16 protein-coding genes are annotated in these 22,098 nt (G+C 69.6%); 11 read left to right on the top strand and 5 right to left on the bottom strand.

Translation table 11 applies throughout. The features are described 5' to 3' along the window. Positions 1–3: 3 nt before the first annotated feature. Together DIE17_RS02360 and DIE17_RS02355 are read left to right on the top strand one after the other, a co-directional pair. Positions 4–1,131, top strand: a complete 1,128-nt coding sequence (locus tag DIE17_RS02360; protein WP_124521769.1) for an NAD(P)-dependent alcohol dehydrogenase — start codon at positions 4–6, stop codon at positions 1,129–1,131. 182 nt (positions 1,132–1,313) lie between these two features. Next, entirely contained in the window at positions 1,314–2,519 is a 1,206-nt protein-coding gene (locus DIE17_RS02355) for a helix-turn-helix domain-containing protein (protein WP_260427873.1), read from the top strand. A 251-nt stretch (positions 2,520–2,770) separates the two neighbouring features. Here DIE17_RS02355 and DIE17_RS02350 read toward each other — a convergent pair whose 3' ends face one another. The 4 genes from DIE17_RS02350 to DIE17_RS02335 form a co-directional block, all read right to left on the bottom strand. Next, complete coding sequence (locus DIE17_RS02350; protein WP_124521843.1) at positions 2,771–4,534, bottom strand: ShlB/FhaC/HecB family hemolysin secretion/activation protein; 1,764 nt, start codon at positions 4,532–4,534, stop codon at positions 2,771–2,773. Positions 4,535–4,561: 27 nt separating this feature from the next. Beyond that, the gene (locus DIE17_RS02345; RefSeq protein WP_124521763.1) at positions 4,562–4,909 is read right to left on the bottom strand and encodes a hypothetical protein; all 348 of its coding nucleotides are present in this window, start codon (positions 4,907–4,909) and stop codon (positions 4,562–4,564) included. Continuing rightward, positions 4,906–5,169 (bottom strand): ESPR-type extended signal peptide-containing protein, encoded by a 264-nt coding sequence (locus DIE17_RS02340; RefSeq protein ID WP_124521761.1) that lies wholly within the window; start codon positions 5,167–5,169, stop codon positions 4,906–4,908. Before DIE17_RS02340 ends, DIE17_RS02345 begins: the two co-directional genes overlap by 4 nt. 571 nt (positions 5,170–5,740) lie before the next feature. After that, positions 5,741–6,925, bottom strand: coding sequence for a sugar transporter (locus tag DIE17_RS02335; protein ID WP_044843420.1), 1,185 nt, complete (start codon positions 6,923–6,925; stop codon positions 5,741–5,743). A gap of 192 nt (positions 6,926–7,117) precedes the next feature. On the opposite strand from DIE17_RS02335, the gene DIE17_RS02330 reads away from it, so the two are divergent. Further along, entirely contained in the window at positions 7,118–7,792 is a 675-nt protein-coding gene (locus DIE17_RS02330) for an HAD family hydrolase (RefSeq protein ID WP_044843419.1), read from the top strand. A gap of 128 nt (positions 7,793–7,920) precedes the next feature. On the opposite strand, the gene DIE17_RS02325 is transcribed toward DIE17_RS02330, so the two are convergent. Beyond that, positions 7,921–8,163, bottom strand: a complete 243-nt coding sequence (locus DIE17_RS02325) for a DUF6566 family protein (RefSeq protein WP_124521841.1) — start codon at positions 8,161–8,163, stop codon at positions 7,921–7,923. 179 nt (positions 8,164–8,342) lie between these two features. Here DIE17_RS02325 and DIE17_RS02320 point away from each other — a divergent pair, with 179 nt between their 5' ends. The 8 genes from DIE17_RS02320 to glgB all read left to right on the top strand — a co-directional run bounded on the left by DIE17_RS02320 (position 8,343) and on the right by glgB (position 22,085). Next, on the top strand, positions 8,343–9,038 hold the full coding sequence (locus DIE17_RS02320) for an MgtC/SapB family protein (RefSeq protein WP_044843417.1): 696 nt from the start codon (positions 8,343–8,345) through the stop codon (positions 9,036–9,038). After that, positions 9,035–9,373, top strand: coding sequence for a hypothetical protein (locus DIE17_RS02315; protein WP_124521757.1), 339 nt, complete (start codon positions 9,035–9,037; stop codon positions 9,371–9,373). The genes DIE17_RS02320 and DIE17_RS02315 overlap by 4 nt, the downstream gene beginning before the upstream one ends. Beyond that, on the top strand, positions 9,370–11,592 hold the full coding sequence (locus DIE17_RS02310) for a VTT domain-containing protein (protein ID WP_124521839.1): 2,223 nt from the start codon (positions 9,370–9,372) through the stop codon (positions 11,590–11,592). The genes DIE17_RS02315 and DIE17_RS02310 overlap by 4 nt, the downstream gene beginning before the upstream one ends. Then, on the top strand, positions 11,583–12,398 hold the full coding sequence (locus DIE17_RS02305) for an endonuclease/exonuclease/phosphatase family protein (RefSeq protein WP_124521753.1): 816 nt from the start codon (positions 11,583–11,585) through the stop codon (positions 12,396–12,398). The genes DIE17_RS02310 and DIE17_RS02305 overlap by 10 nt, the downstream gene beginning before the upstream one ends. Positions 12,399–12,410: 12 nt before the next feature. Beyond that, positions 12,411–12,899, top strand: coding sequence for a phage protein NinX family protein (locus tag DIE17_RS02300; protein ID WP_124521751.1), 489 nt, complete (start codon positions 12,411–12,413; stop codon positions 12,897–12,899). A gap of 185 nt (positions 12,900–13,084) precedes the next feature. Further along, positions 13,085–16,477, top strand: a complete 3,393-nt coding sequence (locus tag DIE17_RS02295) for an alpha-1,4-glucan--maltose-1-phosphate maltosyltransferase (RefSeq protein WP_124521838.1) — start codon at positions 13,085–13,087, stop codon at positions 16,475–16,477. After that, positions 16,477–19,887 carry a maltose alpha-D-glucosyltransferase gene (gene treS, locus DIE17_RS02290; protein WP_124521782.1) on the top strand — a complete coding sequence of 1,137 codons (3,411 nt, stop codon included), beginning with the start codon at positions 16,477–16,479 and terminating at the stop codon, positions 19,885–19,887. Before DIE17_RS02295 ends, treS begins: the two co-directional genes overlap by 1 nt. Beyond that, positions 19,884–22,085: a 1,4-alpha-glucan branching protein GlgB gene (gene glgB / locus DIE17_RS02285; protein ID WP_124521836.1), complete on the top strand. Its 2,202-nt coding sequence runs from the start codon at positions 19,884–19,886 to the stop codon at positions 22,083–22,085. Before treS ends, glgB begins: the two co-directional genes overlap by 4 nt. Positions 22,086–22,098: the final 13 nt, after the last annotated feature.

The following is a 22,098-nucleotide window of genomic DNA, read 5'->3' as shown; positions in this document are numbered from 1 at the left end:
ATCATGTACACCGAAAACGATACGCGCGCCGTCACCGCGGCCGTCGCACGTGCCGCCGGCGCGCCCTTCTCGATCGAATCCGCCCGGATCCGCGCGCCGCGCGGCGACGAGGTGCTGGTGCGCGTCGTCGCGACAGGCCTGTGCCACACCGACCTGATCGTGCGCGACCAGTACTACCCGGTGCCGCTGCCGGCGGTGCTCGGTCATGAAGGCGCCGGCGTGGTCGAGGCGGTCGGCCCGAACGTGAAGACGCTCGCCGCGGGCGACCACGTCGTGCTCACCTACGGCGCATGCGGCCACTGCGCGTCGTGCGTCGGCGGTCACGGCGCATATTGCCGCCAGTTCTTCGGGTTGAACTTCGGCGGCGCCGACGCCGACGGACAGACCGCGATCCGCGACGCAGCCGGGCAACCGCTGCACGATCATTTCTTCGCGCAGTCGTCGTTCGCGAGCTACGCGCTCGCCCGCGAAAACAACGCGATCAAGGTGCCGACGCAGGCGCCGCTCGAACTGCTCGGGCCGCTCGGTTGCGGGATCCAGACCGGCGCGGGCGCGGTGATCAATTCGCTCGCGGTGCGCACGGGCAGCAGCTTCGCGAGCTTCGGCGCGGGCGCGGTCGGCATGAGCGCCGTCATGGCCGCGCGCGTCGCGGGCGCGACCACCATCATCGCCGTCGACATCGTGCCGTCGCGGCTCGCGCTGGCGCTGGAGCTCGGCGCGACGCACGCGATCAACAGCAAGGAAGTCGACGTCGTCGACGCGATCCGCGAGCTCACCGGCGGCGGCGTCGACTACGCGCTCGAGTCGACCGGACTGCCGGCCGTGCTGTCGCAAGGGATCGATGCGCTCGGCTCGCGCGGCACGATGGGCGTGGTCGGCGCGCCGAAGCTCGGCACCAGGGCCGAGTTCGACGTGAACAGCCTGCTGCTCGGCGGCCACACGATCCGCGGCATCGTCGAAGGCGACAGCGTGCCGCAGACGTTCATTCCGCAGCTCGTGCAGTTGTATCTGCAAGGACGGTTTCCGTTCGACCGGCTGGTGAAGTTCTATCCGCTCGACCAGATCAACCAGGCGGCGGAAGACAGCAGCAAAGGCATCACGCTCAAGCCGATCCTGCGTTTGCCGCATTGAGCGCGGGGGGGCCGCCGGCCATCGGTGGCCATCGGTGGCCATCGTGGCTATCGGGCTGCCATCGGCGGTGCCCCTGTCGGGAAAATACCGCGCTTCGGGCGCCGGGCTATATTACGCATTCGCGCGACACGCCGGGCCGCCACGCCCGGTCCCGGACACTCGCCCCCCAAATGGAGCGCAGCGTGAAGACGGCCCCCGAATCCCTTGCACGGCCGGTCGACCTCGACCGGCTCCGCGCCCGCTTCGCGGCGGGCGAGCCGCTGCCGGAAACGGCATTGCCGGCCAGCGTCGCGCGCTCGTGGCTGCGTTCGCGCGACGCCGGGCTCCGGCCGTGGCAAACCGCCCGCTACGAAATGCAGCGCGAGTTCGACGAACCGCGCGCGGACCGGCGGCTGCTGCGCTGCGTCGCGCAGGAGATCGAGCAGCTGTGGGCCGCGTTCGGCGGCAGCGAGTGGACGATCTTCTGCGTCAATCCGCGCGGCACGATCATCCATGCGCGGCGCAGCCCGCAATGCGACGACACGCTGCTGACGCCGATCGTCGCCGGCCGCCGGATCGTCGAACCGAACATCGGCACGACCGCACCGAGCTGCGTGATTCACGACGGCACGGAGGCCGTCGTTTCGGGCGCGCAGCACTATCTCGACGAGTTTTCGCGGGTGTTCTGTCTCGCGGTGCCGCTGGTCGGCTTCGACGGCGAAGTGATCGGCGCGCTCGACATCACCGGCATCGGCCGGCGCAATGTCGTGCAGCTGCGCGAGCAGTTCCGGCATGCGGCGCTGTCCGCCGAGCAGCGCCTGTATGCGATGCTGCGCGACTGCCATCTGCTGCAGGTGCAATACGATCCGCGCTGGCTCGGCACGCCGCTCGCCGGGGTCGTCGCGCTCGACGAAGCGGGCCGCGTGCGCGCGGTGAGCCGGCTCGCGCGCCAGATGCTCGACCTCGCGCCCGAAGGGCCGATCGCGCCGGTCGATCTCCGGCAACTGTTTCCCGGGGCGACGCCCGCGCAACAGCGCCGCCTGCTGACGCCGGCGCGCACGCCGCAACGGATCGCGCGGGACGATGGTAGCCACGTATGGGTGCGCACGGTGCGTGCGCCGCTCGATCGGGCGACGACGGCGCGCCACGCCGATGTGCTCGAAGAAGCCGCCGACGTGTGCAACGCGGCGCCGGCCGCCAGCCCTCAGGCGAGCCTGCACGAACAGTCGCTCGACGCGATCCGCCGGGCGCTCGGCGAGCACGACGGCAATGTGTCGGCGGCCGCGCGGCAGCTCGGTATTTCACGTACGACGCTTTATGCGAAGCTCAGGCAGCTCGATGCGGCGGGGCTCAGGACTGGCGGGCCGCATTGCGTAGACCAAAATGAAGTCGCCCCGTTTGCGAAGTGAAGATGTCACTCCGTCGGTCGTCGTTGACCAAGAAATGCGGAACCCTCGGGAATTCGTGAGGTTGCACGTCGCACATTAGAGCTGTCACTGAGCACGGCATCGCGAAGACGTGCGGACAGCGGGGACGCGGTTCGTGACTCACGGACTAGACTGCGGCGATCCCCGTGGTCGGAAACACCGTCGGTTCCTGGTCCTCGCCGGCGTCGTCCGGTCCGCGACACGCCGCGCCGCGCGCCTCCGTCGCGTCGTTATCAAAACTGCGCCGTCACCTGGAACCCGAGCGTAACCCGGGCCGTTGGAAAACCGGACGGCTTGTAGATCGGCGTTCCTGCGAACAGGTCGTAGCCGAACCCACCGAAGCGCGTCCCGACGCTGCCCTTGACGCCGATCACCGCGCCGGCAAGCTGCGTTCCGACTAGCGCGACCGGCTGCGGGCCCCACACGCGGCCATAGTCCAGCCCGGCGTAAATCGCTTGGCCCGTTTGGCCGATCGGCATTTGCAACTCGTTGCGCCAATACAGGCCACGTGCTGCCGCCAACATCGTTTCACCGTCGAAACCGCGCACCGTGTAGCGGCTACCGATGGTCAAGTCATCGATGTAATACAGCGTATTACCCGTGTACTGGCCGTGAATGCTCGTCACATAGCGGAACGGCTGCTTGGCGATCGCAAACGGCACCAACAGATTCGCATCCACCACCGCCATCTTGTAGCGGTAGGTCGGGCCACCACCGGCCGCGAGTATGTCATCCCGCGCGCCGAGGCCGCCGACACCCTGGCGATAAGCGAGCGTGCCGTCGAACTGCGCGCCATCGAAGTAGTGACGATCAGTCAGGCCGAATTCGATGACGGTTGTGTTGCGGCGTTGTTGCGTGATTTCCGTGTCTTCGATGAAGCTTTCGCCGAAGCGACGCGACAGGCGGACATACCCACCGAACACATCGTTCTGACTGCGCAGCAGCACGCGCGCCAACTTGAAATCCAGCGTCTTCGAATTGCCGCTCGCGACGAACGTCTGGTTCACGCCGGCAATCTGTTGATAGTAGGTGTTCGTGTACGCCGCAACCGTGGCGGTCCAGTAGCCCCACGGAATCGAATAGAAGCCGTTCCAGCCGTGCGACCCGAGGCGCTTGTCGCCGAATTCGAGGTCTTGACTGACGCCGACGTTGAACACGTCGTTCAGGCCAAGCGGGTTGTCGATGCCGATCGACAGATTGCCCTGCAGTCTGCCTGTTGCGCGTGTGCCTGAATTGTCGATCGATGCGACGACGGTCCACGGCTTGCCGCGCTTCACGTCCAGCACCACATCGCTTTCGCCAGGCTGGTCAGCGGGGACGATTTGCATCGACACGTCCTGACTGGTGACGCGCTTCATCTGCTCCAGACCTTGTTCGAGGTCGCGCAAGTTCAGCACTTCGCCGTCACCGGTTGGGAACGCGGTCTTCCACGTGCCGCGCAATTTCTCATCGGCGAAACGAACGTGCCGAATCATGCCCGGAATCAATGCGACCTTCAGCGTACCGGTTGCCAAATCCTGTTCCGGCAGCATTACGCGCGTCGTGATGTAACCGCGCGCCAAGATTTCCCGAGACAACGCCTTGACGATCGTATCGACGCCTTGCTTACCGACACACTGGCCCGCGTAGTGGCCGAGCCATTCACGCGCGAAGGCGAAGCGATCCATCGGCAGCGCGGACGCTCCGGCTGACTTCGCGGCATCGGGCAGTGAATCCGGCACGTCGAGCGCGAAGCGGTCGATACGGAAACACGGCTGTTCGCTCGGCAACGGCGGATACGTCTCGGCGCGCGGTACATCCGACCGGACGGAAGGGGTGCGCAACGCCGCGTCACGCTGCTGCGCGTCGCGTTGCTGCTGCGCTTGTCGATCCTGTTCCGCGTTCGCGCGGGCGGCGGCGGCCCGATCTTCGGGCGTCGGCGTTTGCTGTGCGTGGACCGCAACCGGTACGGCGAGTACAAGCGACACCGTCGCCAGTCGCGGTGGGATTCTATTCATACGCACGCACTAAAATAAATAAATTTATTAATCTTTAAGAAGATCGCTGTCTTCCCAAACGTCTTCATATTCCTCAGTAATTAAAAATCGCCAACCGGGTGGCAACCCCAAGTAAGGAATTACCAATGGCGCCCAATCTGAAAGGTGCAATGCATGAAGCGGCACAAAAAAATCCGGTGATTCTGAAAACTCTTCACCCGCCCAAATGTACCAGCCGCACGTCGTGCTATCCGGCTCAAGGCGAATCCCGTTCAAAGGACGGATTCCCTCTTTTACATTTCGCGATATGCCGACCTTTAGATTCATGTTGCAGCCGAAAAATGGAGCATTGAAGCGCTCGCACACTTCCCTTTGCGTTTCAGTTAGATTGCTCATTTCTTTCCGAATCCCACCGAAGGCGCGTGCGAACCGCCGCCGACAATCTGCGCATTCGCCCACATGGGTGTCGCGCCTGCCGAGACCAGTACAGCAAATGCCGCGTGACGCAACGCAAATCGCGCAAATCCACGCGACACACGCGCTACGGCAGGGCCTTCGCCCACGCCGACCTTGCCCGACGCGGTGGCGGTTTCTTCGACAGCAATCAGCATGCCGCGCACGCGGCTGAACACCAACCGATAGTTATTTTGGTTCATTGTTGTGGTCTACTCGAAAATCGCACACCCGCGTACAACCGATTATTTGATGACCACATCATCTCGCAGAACACAACCGCGCGTCTCGCACTGGCGAGTCAACAATTGTCAAACGCTTCGAAACGAGACTCAAATTTCGAATTTCAGACGTGACTGATTGATTTGCCGCTCGAGCCTCGCTGCTCGAGTTTCCACGATATATCCGACAGCTAACCTCCCCCGACCCATTACCGCAGCGTGGAAAGGATCTCAACGAAATCGATCTCTTCAGCGAGGCGCGCCACAACCGCGCGATTTTCCGCTCACGCATCGCAGCATCAGGGAACGCATGGAGGCAGATCGGCGTGCACGTGCGGCGCCACGCGAAATCACGCATGCCAAGCACGCGTGCGTGAAGTCGGACAACGATCGAGTTTGAGGCTGAAGGCGTCCAGCGAGCGCGCACCGCGCGGGCGCGGCGTCGTGACCGGCCGCATCGCGTGCCGGTAAACATCCTGTGCATTGACGCGCCTGCAGCGATCAGTGCAACGCGCCGGCGGCACGATCGCCGCCCCCGCCGGCCCAGCGGCGGCTACGCCAACGCCCGCCGCTCATGCAGCCGCAACGCGGCCCACGCAATCCCGGCCGAGAAGATCCCGACCACGCCGCCGAACGTGCCGATCCACGGCAGGCCGAAATCCCCGGCGATATGGTTGCCGAGCAACGCACCGGCACCGATCCCGACGTTGTACAGCCCGGAAAAGATCGACACCGCGAGATCGGTCGCCTCCGGCGCCAGCTTCAGCACCCACGCCTGCATCGCGAGCCCGAAGCAGACGATCGCCCCGCCCCACACCAGCGTGTGAACCGACAGCGTGACGATGTTCAGCGCGCTCGGGAACAGGATCAGCAGACAGGCCGACAGCGCGATGATCGACGCGAGCAAAAAATCGGCCGGCCGTTCCGGAAACACGCGATTGAAGCAGAGCGCGGCCGGCATGCCGGCCACGCCGAACAGGATCAGCACGTAGGTGATCCGGCTGCTGCTCGCATGATTGACGCTCTGCACGAACGGCTCGATGTACGTGTACGACGTGAAGTGCGCGGATACGACCAGCACGGTGATCGCATACAGCGCCACGAGCGCCGGCTTCCTGAGAAACGCGCCGATGCTGGAAAGCGATCCGGCGCCCTGGCTCGGCAGCACCGGCAGCGTCATGCGCAGCATCAGCAGCGCGACGGCCGCCGCGCCGCCGATCACGAGGAACGTCACACGCCAGCCGAGCGCCTCGCCGATCACGCGCCCGAGCGGAATGCCGGCGACCATCGCGATCGCCGTGCCCATCGCGAGCAGGCTGAGCGCGCGGCTTTTCCGGTCGCTCGGCGCGAGCCGCACGGCCAGCGGAACGGAGATCGACCAGAACACCGCGTGCGCGCACGCGATGCCGAGCCGGCCGATCATCAGCACCGTGAAATTCCACGCGACGCCGGTCACGACATGGCTGCCGACGAACACCAGCAGCGCGCAGCTCAGCAGCTTGCGACGCTCGACGTGGCGCGTGACGAACGTGAGCGGCAGCGACACGACGGCGACGGCCCATGCGTAGATCGTCAGCATCAGGCCGACGTCGGTCGGCGGCATCCGCAGGCTGTCGCCGATCGCGCTCAGCAGCGCGACGGGCACGAACTCGGTGGTATTGAAGATGAAGGCAGCAAGGGCCAGGGCCAGAACGCCCCACCACGACTGTTCGGAACTGACGGCGTCCGGGGTTGCCATACGGGAATTCGACGAAGGTTGGGGGCGCGGGCAGCCGGCCCGGCGCATCGGCGCGATTGTACCAGCGGCACATGACATGCCGCGGCGGGCCGCGCCGCCGGGACATGGCGATGACACGGCCGCGCGCCGATAATGCGTCGAAGGACATTTCACGGACGATTTGCCCGAACGTCATCGGGCCGGGAGATTCACATGCGCATTGAAACGTCGTTTCTGTTCGATCTCGACGGCACGCTCGTCGACAGCGTCTATCAGCACGTGCTCGCGTGGAAGGAAGCGCTCGATGCCGAAGGCATCGAACTGTCGGTATGGCGCATCCACCGCAAGATCGGGATGAGCGGCGGCCTGTTCCTGAACCAGCTGCTGCGCGAGACGGCCGGCGACATCGACGCCGAGCGCGTCGAGCGGCTCGCGCGGCTGCACGCGGCCGCGTACCAGCGGCTGCGCGCGCAGGTCCGGCCGCTGCCGGGCGCGCGCGAGCTGCTGGCCGCGCTGTCGAACGCGGGCATCCGCTGGGCGATCGCGACCAGCGGGCGGATGGAAACGGCCGCCATCAACCTCGAGGCGCTCGGCGTCGATCCGGCGAAGAACGTGGTCGTCACGCGCGACCAGGTCAAGTATGCGAAGCCGGATCCCGACCTGTTCCTGACGGCCGCGGCGAAGCTGAACGTGCCGATCGAGCACACGGTGGTGGTCGGCGACAGCATCTGGGACATGCTCGCCGCGAGCCGCTGCCGCGCGCTGGGCGTCGGGCTGCTGTCGGGCGGTTACGGCAGCGACGAGCTGGAACGCGCGGGGGCGCTGCGCGTGTACGACGATCCGGCGGATCTGCTGTGGCATCTCGACGAGATCGCGGCACGGCCATAGACCGTTCGCGTTAGCGGATCCGGTCGCGCGCGGCGTCGGCATGCAGTCACGAAAGCGCCGAGCCGCGCACCCGCGCCCTGTTGATCGAACCGGGTCGGTCGATTCGATTCGATTCGATTCGCACTGAATCAATCGTCATCGACCCGCTTGTCGATCAGATAACGCCCGCGCTCGACGCCCGCGCGCAGCGCCTCCTCCTGCGTCGACCATTCGGAGCCTGCCGGCTCCGGCACGATCAGCTCGATGCGGGCACCGTCGACATAGACCTGCACCTCGTCGTCCCACGCGCCGCGTGCGTTGCGCCGCGCCCATACGCGAATCTCGTGGCCGCGATACGGGTCGCGAACCTGTGCGTCCTGTTGATGTTGCATCCTGGCCTCCTGTACTTATCTGCGATGGCGATGCAAAAAATGCGCGCCGCATGGCCGCCGCGCGCGCCGTCGGCCCCGCGCGCACGCGCCGTGCCCGCTGTCGGCCGCCCCGGCACGTGTCTTGCGTTCGTGCCCGGTATCGAACCACTCCGGTCCGCCAGACAACAAAGGAGGCCGCGATGATCGGCCATATCGAACTCGTCGGACGCCTGCTGCTCGCCGCGCTGCTCGGCAGCGTGATCGGGCTCGAACGCGAACGGCTGAACTGGGCCGCCGGGTTGCGCACGCACATGCTGGTGTGCGTCGGCTCGGCCCTCGTGATGCTCGTCTCCACCTTCGGCTTCGAGGACGTGCGCGGACAATACGGCGTCGTGCTCGATCCGTCGCGGGTCGCGGCCCAGGTGGTCTCGGGCATCGGCTTTCTCGGCGCCGGGTCGATCCTGCTGCGCGGCGAGGTCGTGCGCGGGCTGACGACGGCCGCGAGCCTCTGGGCGGTGGCCGGCGTCGGCCTGGCCGCCGGCGGCGGCATGTACGTCGCGTCGATCGGCGCGACGGCGATCGTGCTCGCGATCCTGGCGGGCGTGAAGCCGCTCGAGCGCCGCTTCATCGCGCAGCGGCAGCAGCGCACGCTGCGGCTCGTCGTCGAGCGCGGCGGCCTGACGCTCGGCGTCCTGCACGACACGCTCGGCGCGGGCCGCGTGCGCGTGAAGCGGTTCATCGTCCAGCAGTCCGACGACGATCCGGACACCGACGACATCTCGATATCGTTCTCGCGCACGAGCGGCGCGGAATTTGCGGCGATCTGCGAATCCCTGCAAGGCATCGCCGGCGTGCGGACCTGCAGTCCCGACACCTCGTCAAGGAGTTTCGCGTGACCCAGACCGACCTGCTTTCCTATCTCGTGTCGAGCCAGCTGGCCGCGCGCATGCGCGGCGGCGCCTGGCTCACCACCAGCCAGGTGGTCGGCGCGCTGCGCGCGTGGCTCGCGTGCCATCACGCCGAATGCGGCTGGCTCGACCGGATCCGGATCGCGAATGCGTCCGCGACGATCGCGCAACACATCTACGACGTCGCGGCCGCGTACGGCGAACCCAAGCACGGCGAACGCGTCCGGCTCGACGCCGGTTCGCCGGAACTGCAGGCGCTGCGCGCACGTTGCGACGCGCTGCTGCAACGCATCGACGGCGGCCTGGACGTCGACACCCGATGATCGCGCCGGACCGCAAGCCGCGCGCCGCCGTCGCGACGGCGGGCCCCGACGATGCGGCAGCGGCCGCCTCGCGCACGGCCGAACCGGTGCGACACGGCCTGCTCGAATGCGGACGCAATTGCGACACGATCCGCAGCGCGGACCGCTTCGCGATGCTGGTGGACGGCGCCGCGTATTTCGCGACGCTGCGCGCCGCGCTGCGGCGGGCGCGCCATACGGTGTTCATCGTCGGCTGGGACGTCGACAGCCGGATGCGCCTCGCGCCGGCCGACGCCGCCGGCGACGGGCTGCCCGACACGCTCGGCGCGTTCCTGCACGCGCTCGCGGCCGCGCGCCACAACCTGCGCATCTACGTGCTCGCGTGGGACTTCGCGATGATCTACGCGCTGGAGCGCGACTGGCCGCCCGTCTATCGCGCCGCATGGCGCGCGCATCGCGGCATCCGGTTCCGCCTCGACGACACCCATCCGCGCGGCGCGTCGCATCACCAGAAACTCGTCGTGATCGACGACCGGCTCGCGTTCGTCGGCGGGCTCGACCTGACGCGCGAGCGCTGGGATACGCCCGCGCACGCGGCCGACGATCCGCGCCGCCGTGACGCCCGCGGCATGCCGTACGGCCCGTTTCACGACGTGCAGGCGATGTTCGACGGCGACGCGGCCGCCGCTATCGGCGAGCAGGCGCGCACGCGCTGGCGCAATGCATGCGGGCGTCCGATCGCGATCCGCGCGCAGCGCCATCTCGAGCGTGACGAAGACGTCGATCCGTGGCCGCCCGGCGCGCGCGTCGACGTGAGCCACGTGCGGCTCGGCATCGCGTACACGGCGCCGCGCCACCGCGACCGCGAGCCGGTACGACAGGTGCGCGCGCTCGTCGAGGACACGATTCGCGCCGCGCGGCGCCACCTGTACATCGAGAACCAGTATTTCACCGCGGCCGTGGTGCGCGAAACGTTGTCCGCGCGACTGGCCGACCCGCACGGGCCGGACGTGACGGTCGTGGCACCCCGCGTGCAGAGCGGCTGGCTGCAGGAAGCGACGATGGGCGTGCTGCGCGCGCGGCTGCACGACACGCTCAAGTCCGCCGACCGCTTCGGCCGCTACCGGCTGCTGTACCCGCACGTCGACGGCCTCGGCGACGCATGCGTGAACGTGCACAGCAAGATCGAGATCGTCGACGACGAATGCATCGTGATCGGCAGCGCGAACCTGAACAACCGGTCGATGGTGCTCGACACCGAATGCTGCATCGCGCTCGTCGCGGCGGGCGAGCCGCGCATCCGCGCCGCGATCGCCGGCCTGCGCGACCGCCTGCTGGCCGAACATCTCGGCACGCCGCCGGCCACGGTCGCCGCTGCGTTCGCGCAAGGAGACCGGCCGAACGCCGCGCTCGACCGGCTGCGCGCGAAACCGGGCCGCACGCTGCGCGTGCTCGACCCGGTCGTGACGCCGCAGCTCGACGCGTTGGTGCCGGTCAGCGCGCGGCTCGACCCCGAGCAGCCGATCGAGCCGGACCGGTTCGTCCGCGAATTCCTGCCGCGCGAGCAGCATCGCCCGCTGACCGCGCGCTTCCTCGCGCTCGGCGCGGCCGTGCTGCTGATCGCCGCGCTCGCGTTCGCGTGGCGCTTCTCGCCGCTCGGCAAGGCGCTGAACGTCGCGGCGCTCGCGCAGGCGGCGGCCCGCGCCGCGGCACTGCCGGGCGCGCCCGCCCTGCTGCTGGCCGGCTACGTGGTCGCGGCGACGCTGTCGGTGCCGATCACGCTGCTGATCGCCGCGACGGGGCTCGTGTTCGGCGCGTGGCCGGGCTTCGCTTACGCGGCCGTCGGCTCGCTGACGGCCGCCGCCGCGACCTACGGGATCGGCCGCTGGCTCGGGCGCGACGCGGTGCGCCGATTCGCCGGCGCACGCGCGAACCGGCTCAGCGAACACATCGGCCGGCGCGGCGTGGTCGCGATGGCCGTGCTGCGGCTGTTGCCGATCGCGCCGTTTACGATCGTGAACCTGGTCGCCGGCGCCTCGCACATCGGCCTGCGCGACTTCCTGGTCGGCACCGCGATCGGGATGCTGCCGGGCATCGTGTTGACGGTCACCTTCGCGCACCAGCTGACCGCCGCGTTCCGCCATCCGGGCCCCGGCGCATTCGCGTGGCTCGCGGCGATCGGCGTCGCGCTGGTCGGCGTGTCGGTGCTGCTCGTCAGGGTGCTGCGACGATGGTGCTGAGCCGACAGCCGGCCCCGCCGCCGGACATCGTCACGTCGGACGGCGCGCCCGCCGCCGCGCCGGGCGGACGCGACCTGCGCATCGCGACGTACAACATCCGCGGCGGCTACGGTGCGTGGCCCGCGCGCGCGGCCGATCGAATCGCGGCGGTGATCCACGAGCTCGACGCGGACGTGATCGCGCTGCAGGAAGTGCCGCTCGGCGGCACGCGCGCGCCCGACGTGCTCGCGCACCTGCGCGACGCGACCGGCATGCACGCGGTGGCCGGCCCGACCATCGACACGCCGGAGCGCCGCTACGGCAACGCGGTGCTGTCACGCTGCCCGATCCGCGCTGCGCGCACGCTCGACCTTTCGTTCCACCCGCGCGAGCCGCGCGGCGCGCTCGATGCGGACATCGACTGCGGCGCCGGCACGCTGCGCGTGGTCGCGACCCATCTCGGGCTGTCGGCGAACGAACGCAGCGCACAGGTGCAGCGGCTGCTCGCCGCTTTCGACACCGGTGCGATGCCGGTGATCCTGATGGGCGACATAAACGAATGGTTCGTGCGCGGCCGTGCGCTGCAGGCGCTGGTCACGCGATTCCGCCGCGCGCCGGCGCCGCGCACGTTCCCGACGCTGTACCCGGTGTTCTCGCTCGACCGCATCTGGATCCATCCGGGCGAGTTGCTGGTCGACGTGACCGTGCATCGCAGCATGCTGGCCCGGCGCGCGTCGGATCATTACCCGCTCGTCGCGCGCATGCGTGCGCGGTCCGCGCCCGGCACGCCGCCCGCGCGCGACGCGCACCACGCCGACGAAACCTGACGGAGCATGCCCATGCGAACCGACGAACTCGACGGAACGGCCCTCGACTACTGGTGCGCACGCGCACTGTGCGCGGACGACAAAGACACGCTGTACTTCACGGCCGTCGAGCCGCAGGTGATCGTGACCGCCGCGTGCGATGCGTTGCGGCGCCTCGACGCGCATTTCGCGCCGTCGGCATCGTGGGCCGACGCGGGGGCGGTACTCGATCGGGTCAGCGATCTGCGGATCGCGCGGCGCGGCGACGGCGTCGAATGCGACGCGTGCTTCATCGACGGCCCGTCGACCTGCGCGGCACGCGCGCCCGACGCGCGCACCGCGCTGCTGCGCGCGTTCGTGCGCGCGCGCTTCGGCGACGACGTCGATACCCCTCCGCCGTTTCCGCACCGGATCGAGCGCGGCGCGCCGGTGCGCTACGACCCCGGTGCGCCGCTTCCCGAAGCGGACGACGATCCGGCCACCGGCGACAGTTCGGACATTCGCTCGATTCCGCGCATGTGACGACACCGGCGGCCCACGCTGGGGCCATGCGCGCGATGCAGTGGCCCTCCCGCGTTCATGTAAAAAGGACAGGGCGCCGCCCCCGGCATCGCGCCCGAACGTTGCCGCGCCAGGCGCCGCGCCGCAGGCACGCGCGTTGCGGCGCACGACCGTTACCGTTCGCCGACGCCCGGACCCGCCATCCCATGAACGCCACCCCGCCCTTCGCTCCCCACCTCTACTTCTGCGACGCGCGCCTCGTCGGCCCGCTCGACGCGTGGCCCGACACGTTCGCGCACATCGCCGGCATGGGCTTCGATCACGTGCTGATCGGCGGCTTCTGGGCCGCCAGCGTCGCGGGTTTTCCGCGGCACGTCGCCGACTTCCACCGGCCGGCCGCGACGTTCGCGACGCGCGCCGGCGCGCTCGAAACCTTCTCGCGGCTCGCCCAGCTCGCGCACGGCCACGGGCTGCGCGTGCTGCTCGAAGTCGTGCCCGACCGCATCGCGCGCGACAATCCGCTGCGCGCCGAGCATCCGGACTGGTATGCCGAGCGCGCGCACGACGACGCGCTGATCGATCCGCGCTGCGGCGCGCATGAACTCGACGTCGCCCATGCGCGGGTCGGCGACGACGCGACGCACGACGCGCTCGCCGCGTGGTGGTGCGCGCATCTCGCCGCGTTCGCGGACGCCGGCGCGGCCGGCTTCCTGATCGACGCGCCGCATCACCTGCCGGCCGCGTGGTGGCCCGGCTGGCGCGCGGCGCTGCGTCGCGCACGCCCGGACGTCGCGGTGCTGGCCGGCGTGCCCGGCCATGCACGCGACGCGCTCGCGCAACTCGAGGCGGCCGGCTTCGACGCGGTGTTCTCGTCGGTACGCTGGTGGGACCTGCGCTCGCCGTGGTTTGCGGACGAGCACCGGCTGCTGCGCCGCATCGGCTCGCCGATCGCGTTTCCCGACGCCTTCGACGGCCCGCGTCTCGCCGACGACTGGCACGACGCGCCGGACGAGACGCTCGCCCGCGCGTACCACCGCGCGCTGTGGACCGCGGCGGCGCTCGGCACCGGCTGGCTCGTGCCGATGGGCTTCGAGCGCGGCGTCGCGCTGCCGCTGATGGTGCGCGATGCGGACGCCGCGCGCTATCGCGCCGCGTTCGACGTCGCGCGCTTCGACCTGTCCGGCGCGATTGCCGACGCGAATGCGTGGCGCCGCGCGACGCCGCTCGCGGCCGGGCGCGGCGAAATCGCGCAACTGAGCGCGCCCGGCGCGGCCGCGACCGCGCTGCTGCGCGGCACGGGCCCGTCCCTCGAGCACGACGACACGGCACTGCTGATCGCGCTGAATCCCGCTCTCGATGCCGACGCGCCGGTCGATCCCGCGACGATCCTGCCCGGTGTGCCGGGCGGCTTCACGCAGGTCGCGACACCGGCGGGCACGCGCACGCATGCACCGGTCGCGCTGGCCGCGTTCACGCTCGAACCCGGCGGCTACGCGCTGCTCGACGCGCGGCGCGCGCCGCCCGCGACCGCGCGCGCCGGCGCCGCGGACGAGCGCGCCGCGCTGTCCGCCGCGCTCGCGGCCGACCGGATCGCGATCGAACGCGTCGAGCCGGCGGTCGACGGCGGCCGCTTCGCGATCAAGCGCGTGATCGGCGAAACGCTGGTTGTGCACGCATCGATCTTCACCGACGGCCATGCGCATCTCGCGGCCGCGCTGCAGTGGCGCGCGGACGACGAAGACGACTGGCGCGAAGTGCCGTTCGTCGCGGAACCGAACGACCGCTGGCACGCGCGCATCGCGCTCGAGCGGCTCGGCCGCCACGCGTTCCGCGTGATCGCGTGGCGCGACGACTGGGCCTCGCTCGTCACCGACATCGCGAAGAAACGCGCGGCCGGCCAGGACGTGACGCTGGAGGTGAGCGAGGCGCAGCTGCTGCTCGCGACCGCGCTGAAGCGCGCCGCGCCGGACGGTCCGCACGCGGTCCGGCAGATGGAACGGCTGGCGGCCGACCTCGACGACGCGTCGCACGAACACCGTCTCGCACTGATCGGCGAACCCGCGCTCGCCGACGCCTACGCGGCGCTGCGCTACCGGCCGTTCGTCACGCACGACGATACCGTCTACCCGGTCGAGGTCGAGCGCCGCGCCGCACGCTTTTCCAGCTGGTACGAACTGTTTCCGCGCTCGGCGAGCAACGACCCGCACCGGCACGGCACGTTCGACGACGTGATCGCGCAACTGCCGCGCATTCGCGACATGGGCTTCGACGTGCTGTATTTCCCGCCGATCCATCCGATCGGCACGACCGCGCGCAAGGGCCGCAACAACACGCTGAAGGCCAGCCCCGACGACGTCGGCAGCCCGTACGCGATCGGCTCGCCGGACGGCGGCCACACGGCCGTGCATCCGCAGCTCGGCACGCTCGCGTCGTTCCGCGCGCTGATCGATGCGGCGCGCGCGCAGGGGCTCGAAATCGCGCTGGATTTCGCGATCCAGTGCTCGCCCGACCATCCGTGGCTCGCCGCCCATCCGGGCTGGTTCGCATGGCGCCCCGACGGCTCGCTGCGCTATGCGGAAAATCCGCCGAAGCGCTACCAGGACATCGTGAATCCCGACTTCTATGCGCCCGACGCGCTGCCCGACCTGTGGCTCGCGCTGCGCGACGTGGTGCTGTTCTGGGTCGAAGCCGGCGTGCGGATCTTCCGCGTCGACAACCCGCACACGAAGCCGCTGCCGTTCTGGGCGTGGATGATCGCGGACGTGCGCGGCAGGCATCCGGACGTCGTGTTCCTGTCGGAGGCGTTCACGCGGCCCGGGATGATGTACCGGCTCGCGAAGATCGGCTTCTCGCAGTCGTATACGTACTTCACGTGGCGCGAGACGAAGCACGAATTCATCGACTACCTGACCGAGCTGAGCGCCGGCCCCGCGCGCGAGTTCTTCCGGCCGAACTTCTTCGTGAACACGCCCGACATCAATCCGCGCCACCTGCAGAACGCGCCGCGCTCGCAGTTCGTGATCCGCGCGGCGCTCGCGGCGACGCTCGCCGGCTCGTGGGGCCTGTACTCGGGCTTCGAGATCGGCGAATCGGCACCGCTGCCCGACAGCGAGGAATACGCGGACGCGGAGAAATACGAGCTGCGCGCGCGCGACTGGGCCAAGGCCGCGCACATCGGCGGCGAAGTCGCGCGGCTGAACCGCGCGCGCCGCGAGCATCCGGCGCTGCAGACCCACCTCGGCCTCACGTTCGCCGACGCGGACAACGACCAGGTGCTCGTGTTCGTGAAGGCGACGCCCGCGCACGACAGCGTCGTCGCGGTCGCGATCAGCCTCGACCCGTGGCATCCGCAGGCCACGAACTTCATGCTCGATGCGTCGCTGTGGCGCGGCCTCGGGCTCGTCGACGGCGAACCGCTCGACGCGCTCGAACAGGACGCCGCGCGCGCCGAAACCTGGCGCGGGCATCGCCAGTACGTGTCGCTCGACCCGCACGTGCGGCCCTATGCGATCTGGCGGCTCGCGCCGTCTCCCGGCGCCGCGCGAGCGGCGGCGCCCGACCCGGGCGATGCCCGGGGCTCTTCCGGAGCACACGCATGATGAAACGCGAAGACTCCCTCGACGACGTGCGGCGCGCGCAGTTCCCGTCGCTCGCCCCGGCCGGCACGCCGCGCCGGCGCCGTGCGCGGCGCCGCGCACCCGCGCTCTGCGCGGACGACCCGCTGTGGTACAAGGACGCGATCATCTACCAGGTGCACGTGAAGTCGTTCTACGACTCGAACAACGACGGGATCGGCGATTTCCCCGGCCTGATCGCGAAGCTCGACTACATCGCCGAGCTCGGCGTCGATACCATCTGGCTGCTGCCGTTCTACCCGTCGCCGCGCCGCGACGACGGCTACGACATCGCCGACTACCGCGACGTGCATCCCGACTATGGCACGCTCGCCGACGTGCGGCGCTTCATCCGCGAAGCGCACGCACGCGGCATCCGCGTGATCGCCGAGCTCGTGATCAACCACACGTCGGACCAGCACCCGTGGTTCCAGCGCGCGCGGCGCGCGAAACCCGGCTCGATGCATCGCGACTACTACGTGTGGTCCGACACCGACACGAAATACGCGGGCACGCGGATCATCTTCCTCGATACCGAAACGTCGAACTGGACCCACGACCCGATCGCCGGCCAGTACTACTGGCACCGCTTCTACTCGCACCAGCCGGACCTGAACTTCGACAACCCGGCCGTGGTGCGCGAGGTGATCCAGGTGATGCGCTTCTGGCTCGATCTCGGCATCGACGGGTTGCGGCTCGACGCGGTGCCGTACCTGGTCGAGCGCGAAGGCACCAACAACGAGAACCTGCCCGAGACGCATGCGATCCTGAAGCGGATCCGCGCGACGATCGACGCCGAGTACCCGAACCGGATGCTGCTCGCGGAGGCGAACCAGTGGCCGGAAGACGTGCAGGAATACTTCGGCAACGAGGACGAATGCCACATGGCGTTCCACTTTCCGCTGATGCCGCGCATCTACATGTCGATCGCGAGCGAGGACCGCTTCCCGATCGTCGACATCATGCGGCAGACGCCGGCGCTCGCGCCGAGCAACCAGTGGGCCGTGTTCCTGCGCAATCACGACGAGCTGACGCTCGAGATGGTCACCGATTCGGAGCGCGACCTGCTGTGGCAGACCTATGCGAGCGACCGGCGCGCGCGGATCAATCTCGGCATCCGGCGCCGCCTCGCGCCGCTGATGGAGCGCGACCGGCGCCGCATCGAACTGATCAACTCGCTCCTGTTGTCGATGCCCGGCACGCCGGTGATCTACTACGGCGACGAGCTCGGGATGGGCGACAACATCCACCTCGGCGACCGCGACGGCGTGCGCACGCCGATGCAATGGTCGTCGGATCGCAACGGCGGCTTCTCGCGCGCGGACCCGGAACTGCTGGTGCTGCCGCCCGTGATGGGCTCGCTGTACGGCTACGACGCGATCAACGTGGAAGCCCAGACGCGCGACCCGCATTCGCTGCTGAACTGGACGCGCCGCATCCTGTCGACGCGCCGCGCGACGCAGTCGTTCGGGCGCGGCACGATCCGCTTCCTGCGCCCGGAGAACCGCAAGGTACTCGCCTACCTGCGCGAACTCGAAGGCCACGAGACGGTGCTGTGCGTCGCGAACCTGTCGCGCGCGTCGCAGGCCGTCGAACTCGACCTGTCCGAATTCGCGGGCCGCGTGCCGATCGAAATGACGTCGGATTCGCCGTTTCCGCCGGTCGGCCAGCTCCCGTATCTCCTCACCTTCCCGCCGTACGGGTTCCTGTGGTTCGTGCTGTCCGAGCATGGCCGCGAGCCGTCGTGGCGGCAGCCGCACGCGCAGCCGCTGCCCGAGTACGTGACGATCGTGATGCGGCGCGGCGACGCGCGGCCGGACGTCGGCCAGCTGCATGCGCTCGCGCACGATGCGCTCGCGTCGTGGCTCGCGCGGCGGCGCTGGTTCGCGTCGAAGGACCGCAAGATCGGCGACGCGTGGCTGAACGTCGTCACGCCGATGCCGGACGAGCCGTTCCAGTACGCGGAAGCATGGGTATCCGCGAGCGACGGCGGGGTCGAACGCTACGTCGTGCCGCTGGCCGCCGCCTGGGGCGGCGAGACGTCGCAGCCGCTGTTCGCGCAGCTCGCGCTCGCGCGCGTGCGGCGCGGCCATACCGTCGGTTACCTGACCGACGCGTTCGCGCTGCCGTCGTTCGCGCGCGGGATGCTGCGCAAGCTGCGCGACGGCGCGACGGTGCCGACTTCCGACGGCGGCCGCCTCGACTTCCTGCCCGAGCAGGCGCTCGCCGCGCTCGATCCCGGCGACGACGCCGAAGTGCGCTGGCTCGCGGCCGAGCAGAGCAACAGCTCGCTCGTGATCGGCGACGCGATCGTGCTGAAGCTGGTGCGCAAGGTCGCGCACGGGATCCATCCGGAAGCGGAGATGAGCCGCCACCTGACGCGGATCGGCTATGCGAACACCGCGACGCTCGCCGGCGAAGTCGTGCACGTCGATCCGGACGGCACGCCGCATACGGTCGCGATCCTGCAGCGTTACGTCGACAACCAGGGCGACGCGTGGACGCGTTCGTTCGACTTCCTGAGACGTGCGGTCGACGAGCTCGCGCTGCCGGCCGTCGACGAAGGCGACGCGACGGAGTCCGGCGAGGAACCGGACGCGCTGCTCGGCTACGCGGCGTTCGCGGGGATCGTCGGCACGCGGCTCGGTCAGTTGCACGTCGCGCTCGCGCAGCCGTCCGACGACCCGGCGTTCGCGCCGGAGCGCGCGACCCCGGCACACGTCGATCACTGGCGCAGCGATGCGATCGCGTCGTTCGAGCACGCGCTCGACGTGCTGGGCACGCGGCTCGATACGCTGGCCCCCGCCGAGCGGGCCGCGGCCGACACGCTGCTCGCGTCGCGCGACGCGGCCGTGCGGGCGCTCGGCGAACTGGTGCCGCGCACCCTCGACGCGCAATGCACGCGAATCCACGGCGATTTCCATCTCGGCCAGGTGCTCGACGTGCAGGGCGATGCGCTGCTGATCGACTTCGAGGGCGAGCCCGCGCGCCCGCTGGAGCGGCGCCGCGCGAAGTCGCATCCGCTGCGCGACGTGGCCGGCTTCCTGCGCTCGCTGTCGTACGTGAGCGCGGCCGCGCAGTTCGTGATCGAGAAGGCGCCGCCGCAGGCGGCCGGCCGCAAGCGCGCGCTGTTCGACCGCTTCGGGCAGGCCGCCGCCGACCGCTTCGTCGAATGCTATCGCGCGGCCGCCGAGCAGGCGCCCGAACGCTTCGTCGACCCGCGTTATGCCGATCGCCTGCTCGCGCTGTTCCTGATCGACAAGGCGTCGTACGAGCTGTGCTACGAAGCCGCGAACCGCCCCGACTGGCTCGGCGTGCCGGTCGGCGGGCTCGCCGCGCTCGTCGAACGCCTGCTCGACACGCACGGTGAACCCGACGACGGAGGCACCCGATGACCGACACGCTGTTCGACCGCCACGATATCGATGCGCTGCTCGCCGGGCGCCATCCGGACCCGTTCGCGTGCCTCGGCCCGCACCGGGATGCCGGGCGGATCGTCGTGCGCGCGCTGCTGCCCGGCGCGCGGCGCGTGCGCGCGGTGACGCCCGACGGCGACGAACTCGGCACGCTCGCGTGCGTCGACGAAGCCGGCTGCTTCGCCGGGACGATCGCGCGCGACGGCCACTACCGGCTCGCGATCGAGTGGCCCGATACGCGGCAGGTGACCGACGATGCGTATGCGTTCGGCACGCTGCTCGACGACGCGGCGCTCGCGCGGTTCGCGGCCGGCGACCCGGCCGCCGTGCTCGAGTGCCTCGGGGCGACGCCCATGCGCGTCGACGGCATCGACGGCGTGCGCTTCGCGGTATGGGCGCCGAACGCGCAGCGCGTGTCGGTGGTCGGCGACTTCAATACCTGGGATGGCCGCCGTCATCCGATGCGGCTGCGGCGCCCGTGGGGCGTGTGGGAACTGTTCGTGCCGGACATCGGCGCCGGCGAGCACTACAAGTACGAGCTGTGCGCGAGCGACGGCCGCGTGCTGCCGCACAAGGCCGATCCGTGCGCGCGCGCGACCGAAGCGCCGCCGCGCACTGCATCGGTCGTCGCCGACACGGCGGCGCTCGACGCGTTCGCATGGCATGACGACGGCTGGATCCACGCGCGGCCGCATCCGGAGCGCCGCTTTCGGGTGCCGTGGTCGATCTACGAGGTGCATCCGGAATCGTGGCAGCGCGTGCCCGAGGAAATGGACCGCAGTTCGACCTGGGACGAACTCGCCGAGCGGCTGATCCCGTACGTGCGCGGCATGGGCTTCACGCACGTCGAGTTCATGCCGATTTCCGAGTACCCGTTCGGCGGCTCGTGGGGCTACCAGCCGCTCGCGCAGTTCGCGCCGTCGGCGCGCTTCGGGCCGGTCGACGGCTTCGCGCGCTTCGTCGACCGCGCGCACGCGGCCGGCATCGGCGTGATCGTCGACTGGGTGCCCGCGCATTTCCCGAACGATCCGCACGGCCTCGCGCAGTTCGACGGCAGCGCGCTGTACGAGCACGCCGATCCGCGCGAGGGCATGCACCCCGACTGGAACACCTGCGTGTTCAACCTCGGGCGCAACGAGGTCGGCGCGTTCCTCGTCGCGTCGGCGCTCGCGTGGGCGGGCCGCTATCACGTCGACGGGATCCGCGTCGACGCGGTCGCGTCGATGCTGTACCGCGACTACTCGCGCAAGGAAGGCGAATGGGTGCCGAACATCCACGGCGGGCGCGAGAACCTCGAAGCGGTCGCGTTCCTGCGCACGCTGAACGACACGCTGCACGGTACGCTCGCGCCGCCCGGCATCGTCACCTTCGCGGAGGAATCGACCGCGTGGCCGGGCGTCACCGCGGCGACCGGCGACGGCGGGCTCGGCTTCGACTTCAAGTGGAACATGGGCTGGATGCACGACACGCTCGCGTATCTGCGCGAGGATCCGATCCATCGCCGCTATCACCACGACCGGATGACGTTCGGGCTCGTGTATGCGTTCTCCGAGCGCTTCGTGCTGCCGCTGTCGCACGACGAGGTCGTGCACGGCAAGGGTTCGCTCGCCGCGAAGATGCCCGGCGACGCGTGGCAGCGGCTCGCGACGCTGCGCGCGTACTTCGGTTTCATGTGGGCGCATCCGGGCAAGAAGCTGCTGTTCATGGGCAGCGAATTCGCACAATGGGCCGAGTTCGCGCACGACGCGACGCCGCACTGGGACCTGCTCGACGCGCCCGCGCATCGCGGCGTGCAGCGGCTCGTGCGCGACCTGAACCGCGCGTACGCGGCCGAACCGGCGCTGCATGCGCTCGATTGCCACGCGGCCGGGTTCGCGTGGCTGATCGGCGACGATCGCGACAACAGCGTGTTCGCGTTCGCGCGCCGCGACGACACCGGGCGTCTCGTCGTCGCGGTCTGCAACTTCACGCCGGTGCCGCGTGCCGGCTATCGCGTCGGGTTGCCAGCGCCCGGGCAGTGGCGTGAACTGATGAACACCGATGCCGCCGTGTACGGCGGCACGAATGCCGGCAACGACGGCACCGTGTCGACGGAGGCGATCCCCGCGCACGGCGAGTCGTGGTCGGCCACCTTGCGCCTGCCGCCGCTCGCGACGCTGTGGCTGAGCCCGGCCTGACACCCGGCGCCCT

It is taken from the genome of Burkholderia sp. Bp9099 (assembly GCF_003857805.1).
Classification (GTDB): domain Bacteria; phylum Pseudomonadota; class Gammaproteobacteria; order Burkholderiales; family Burkholderiaceae; genus Burkholderia.
The sequence above is the reverse complement of the archived record's forward strand: the minus strand, read 5'-3'. Positions and strand labels throughout refer to the sequence as shown.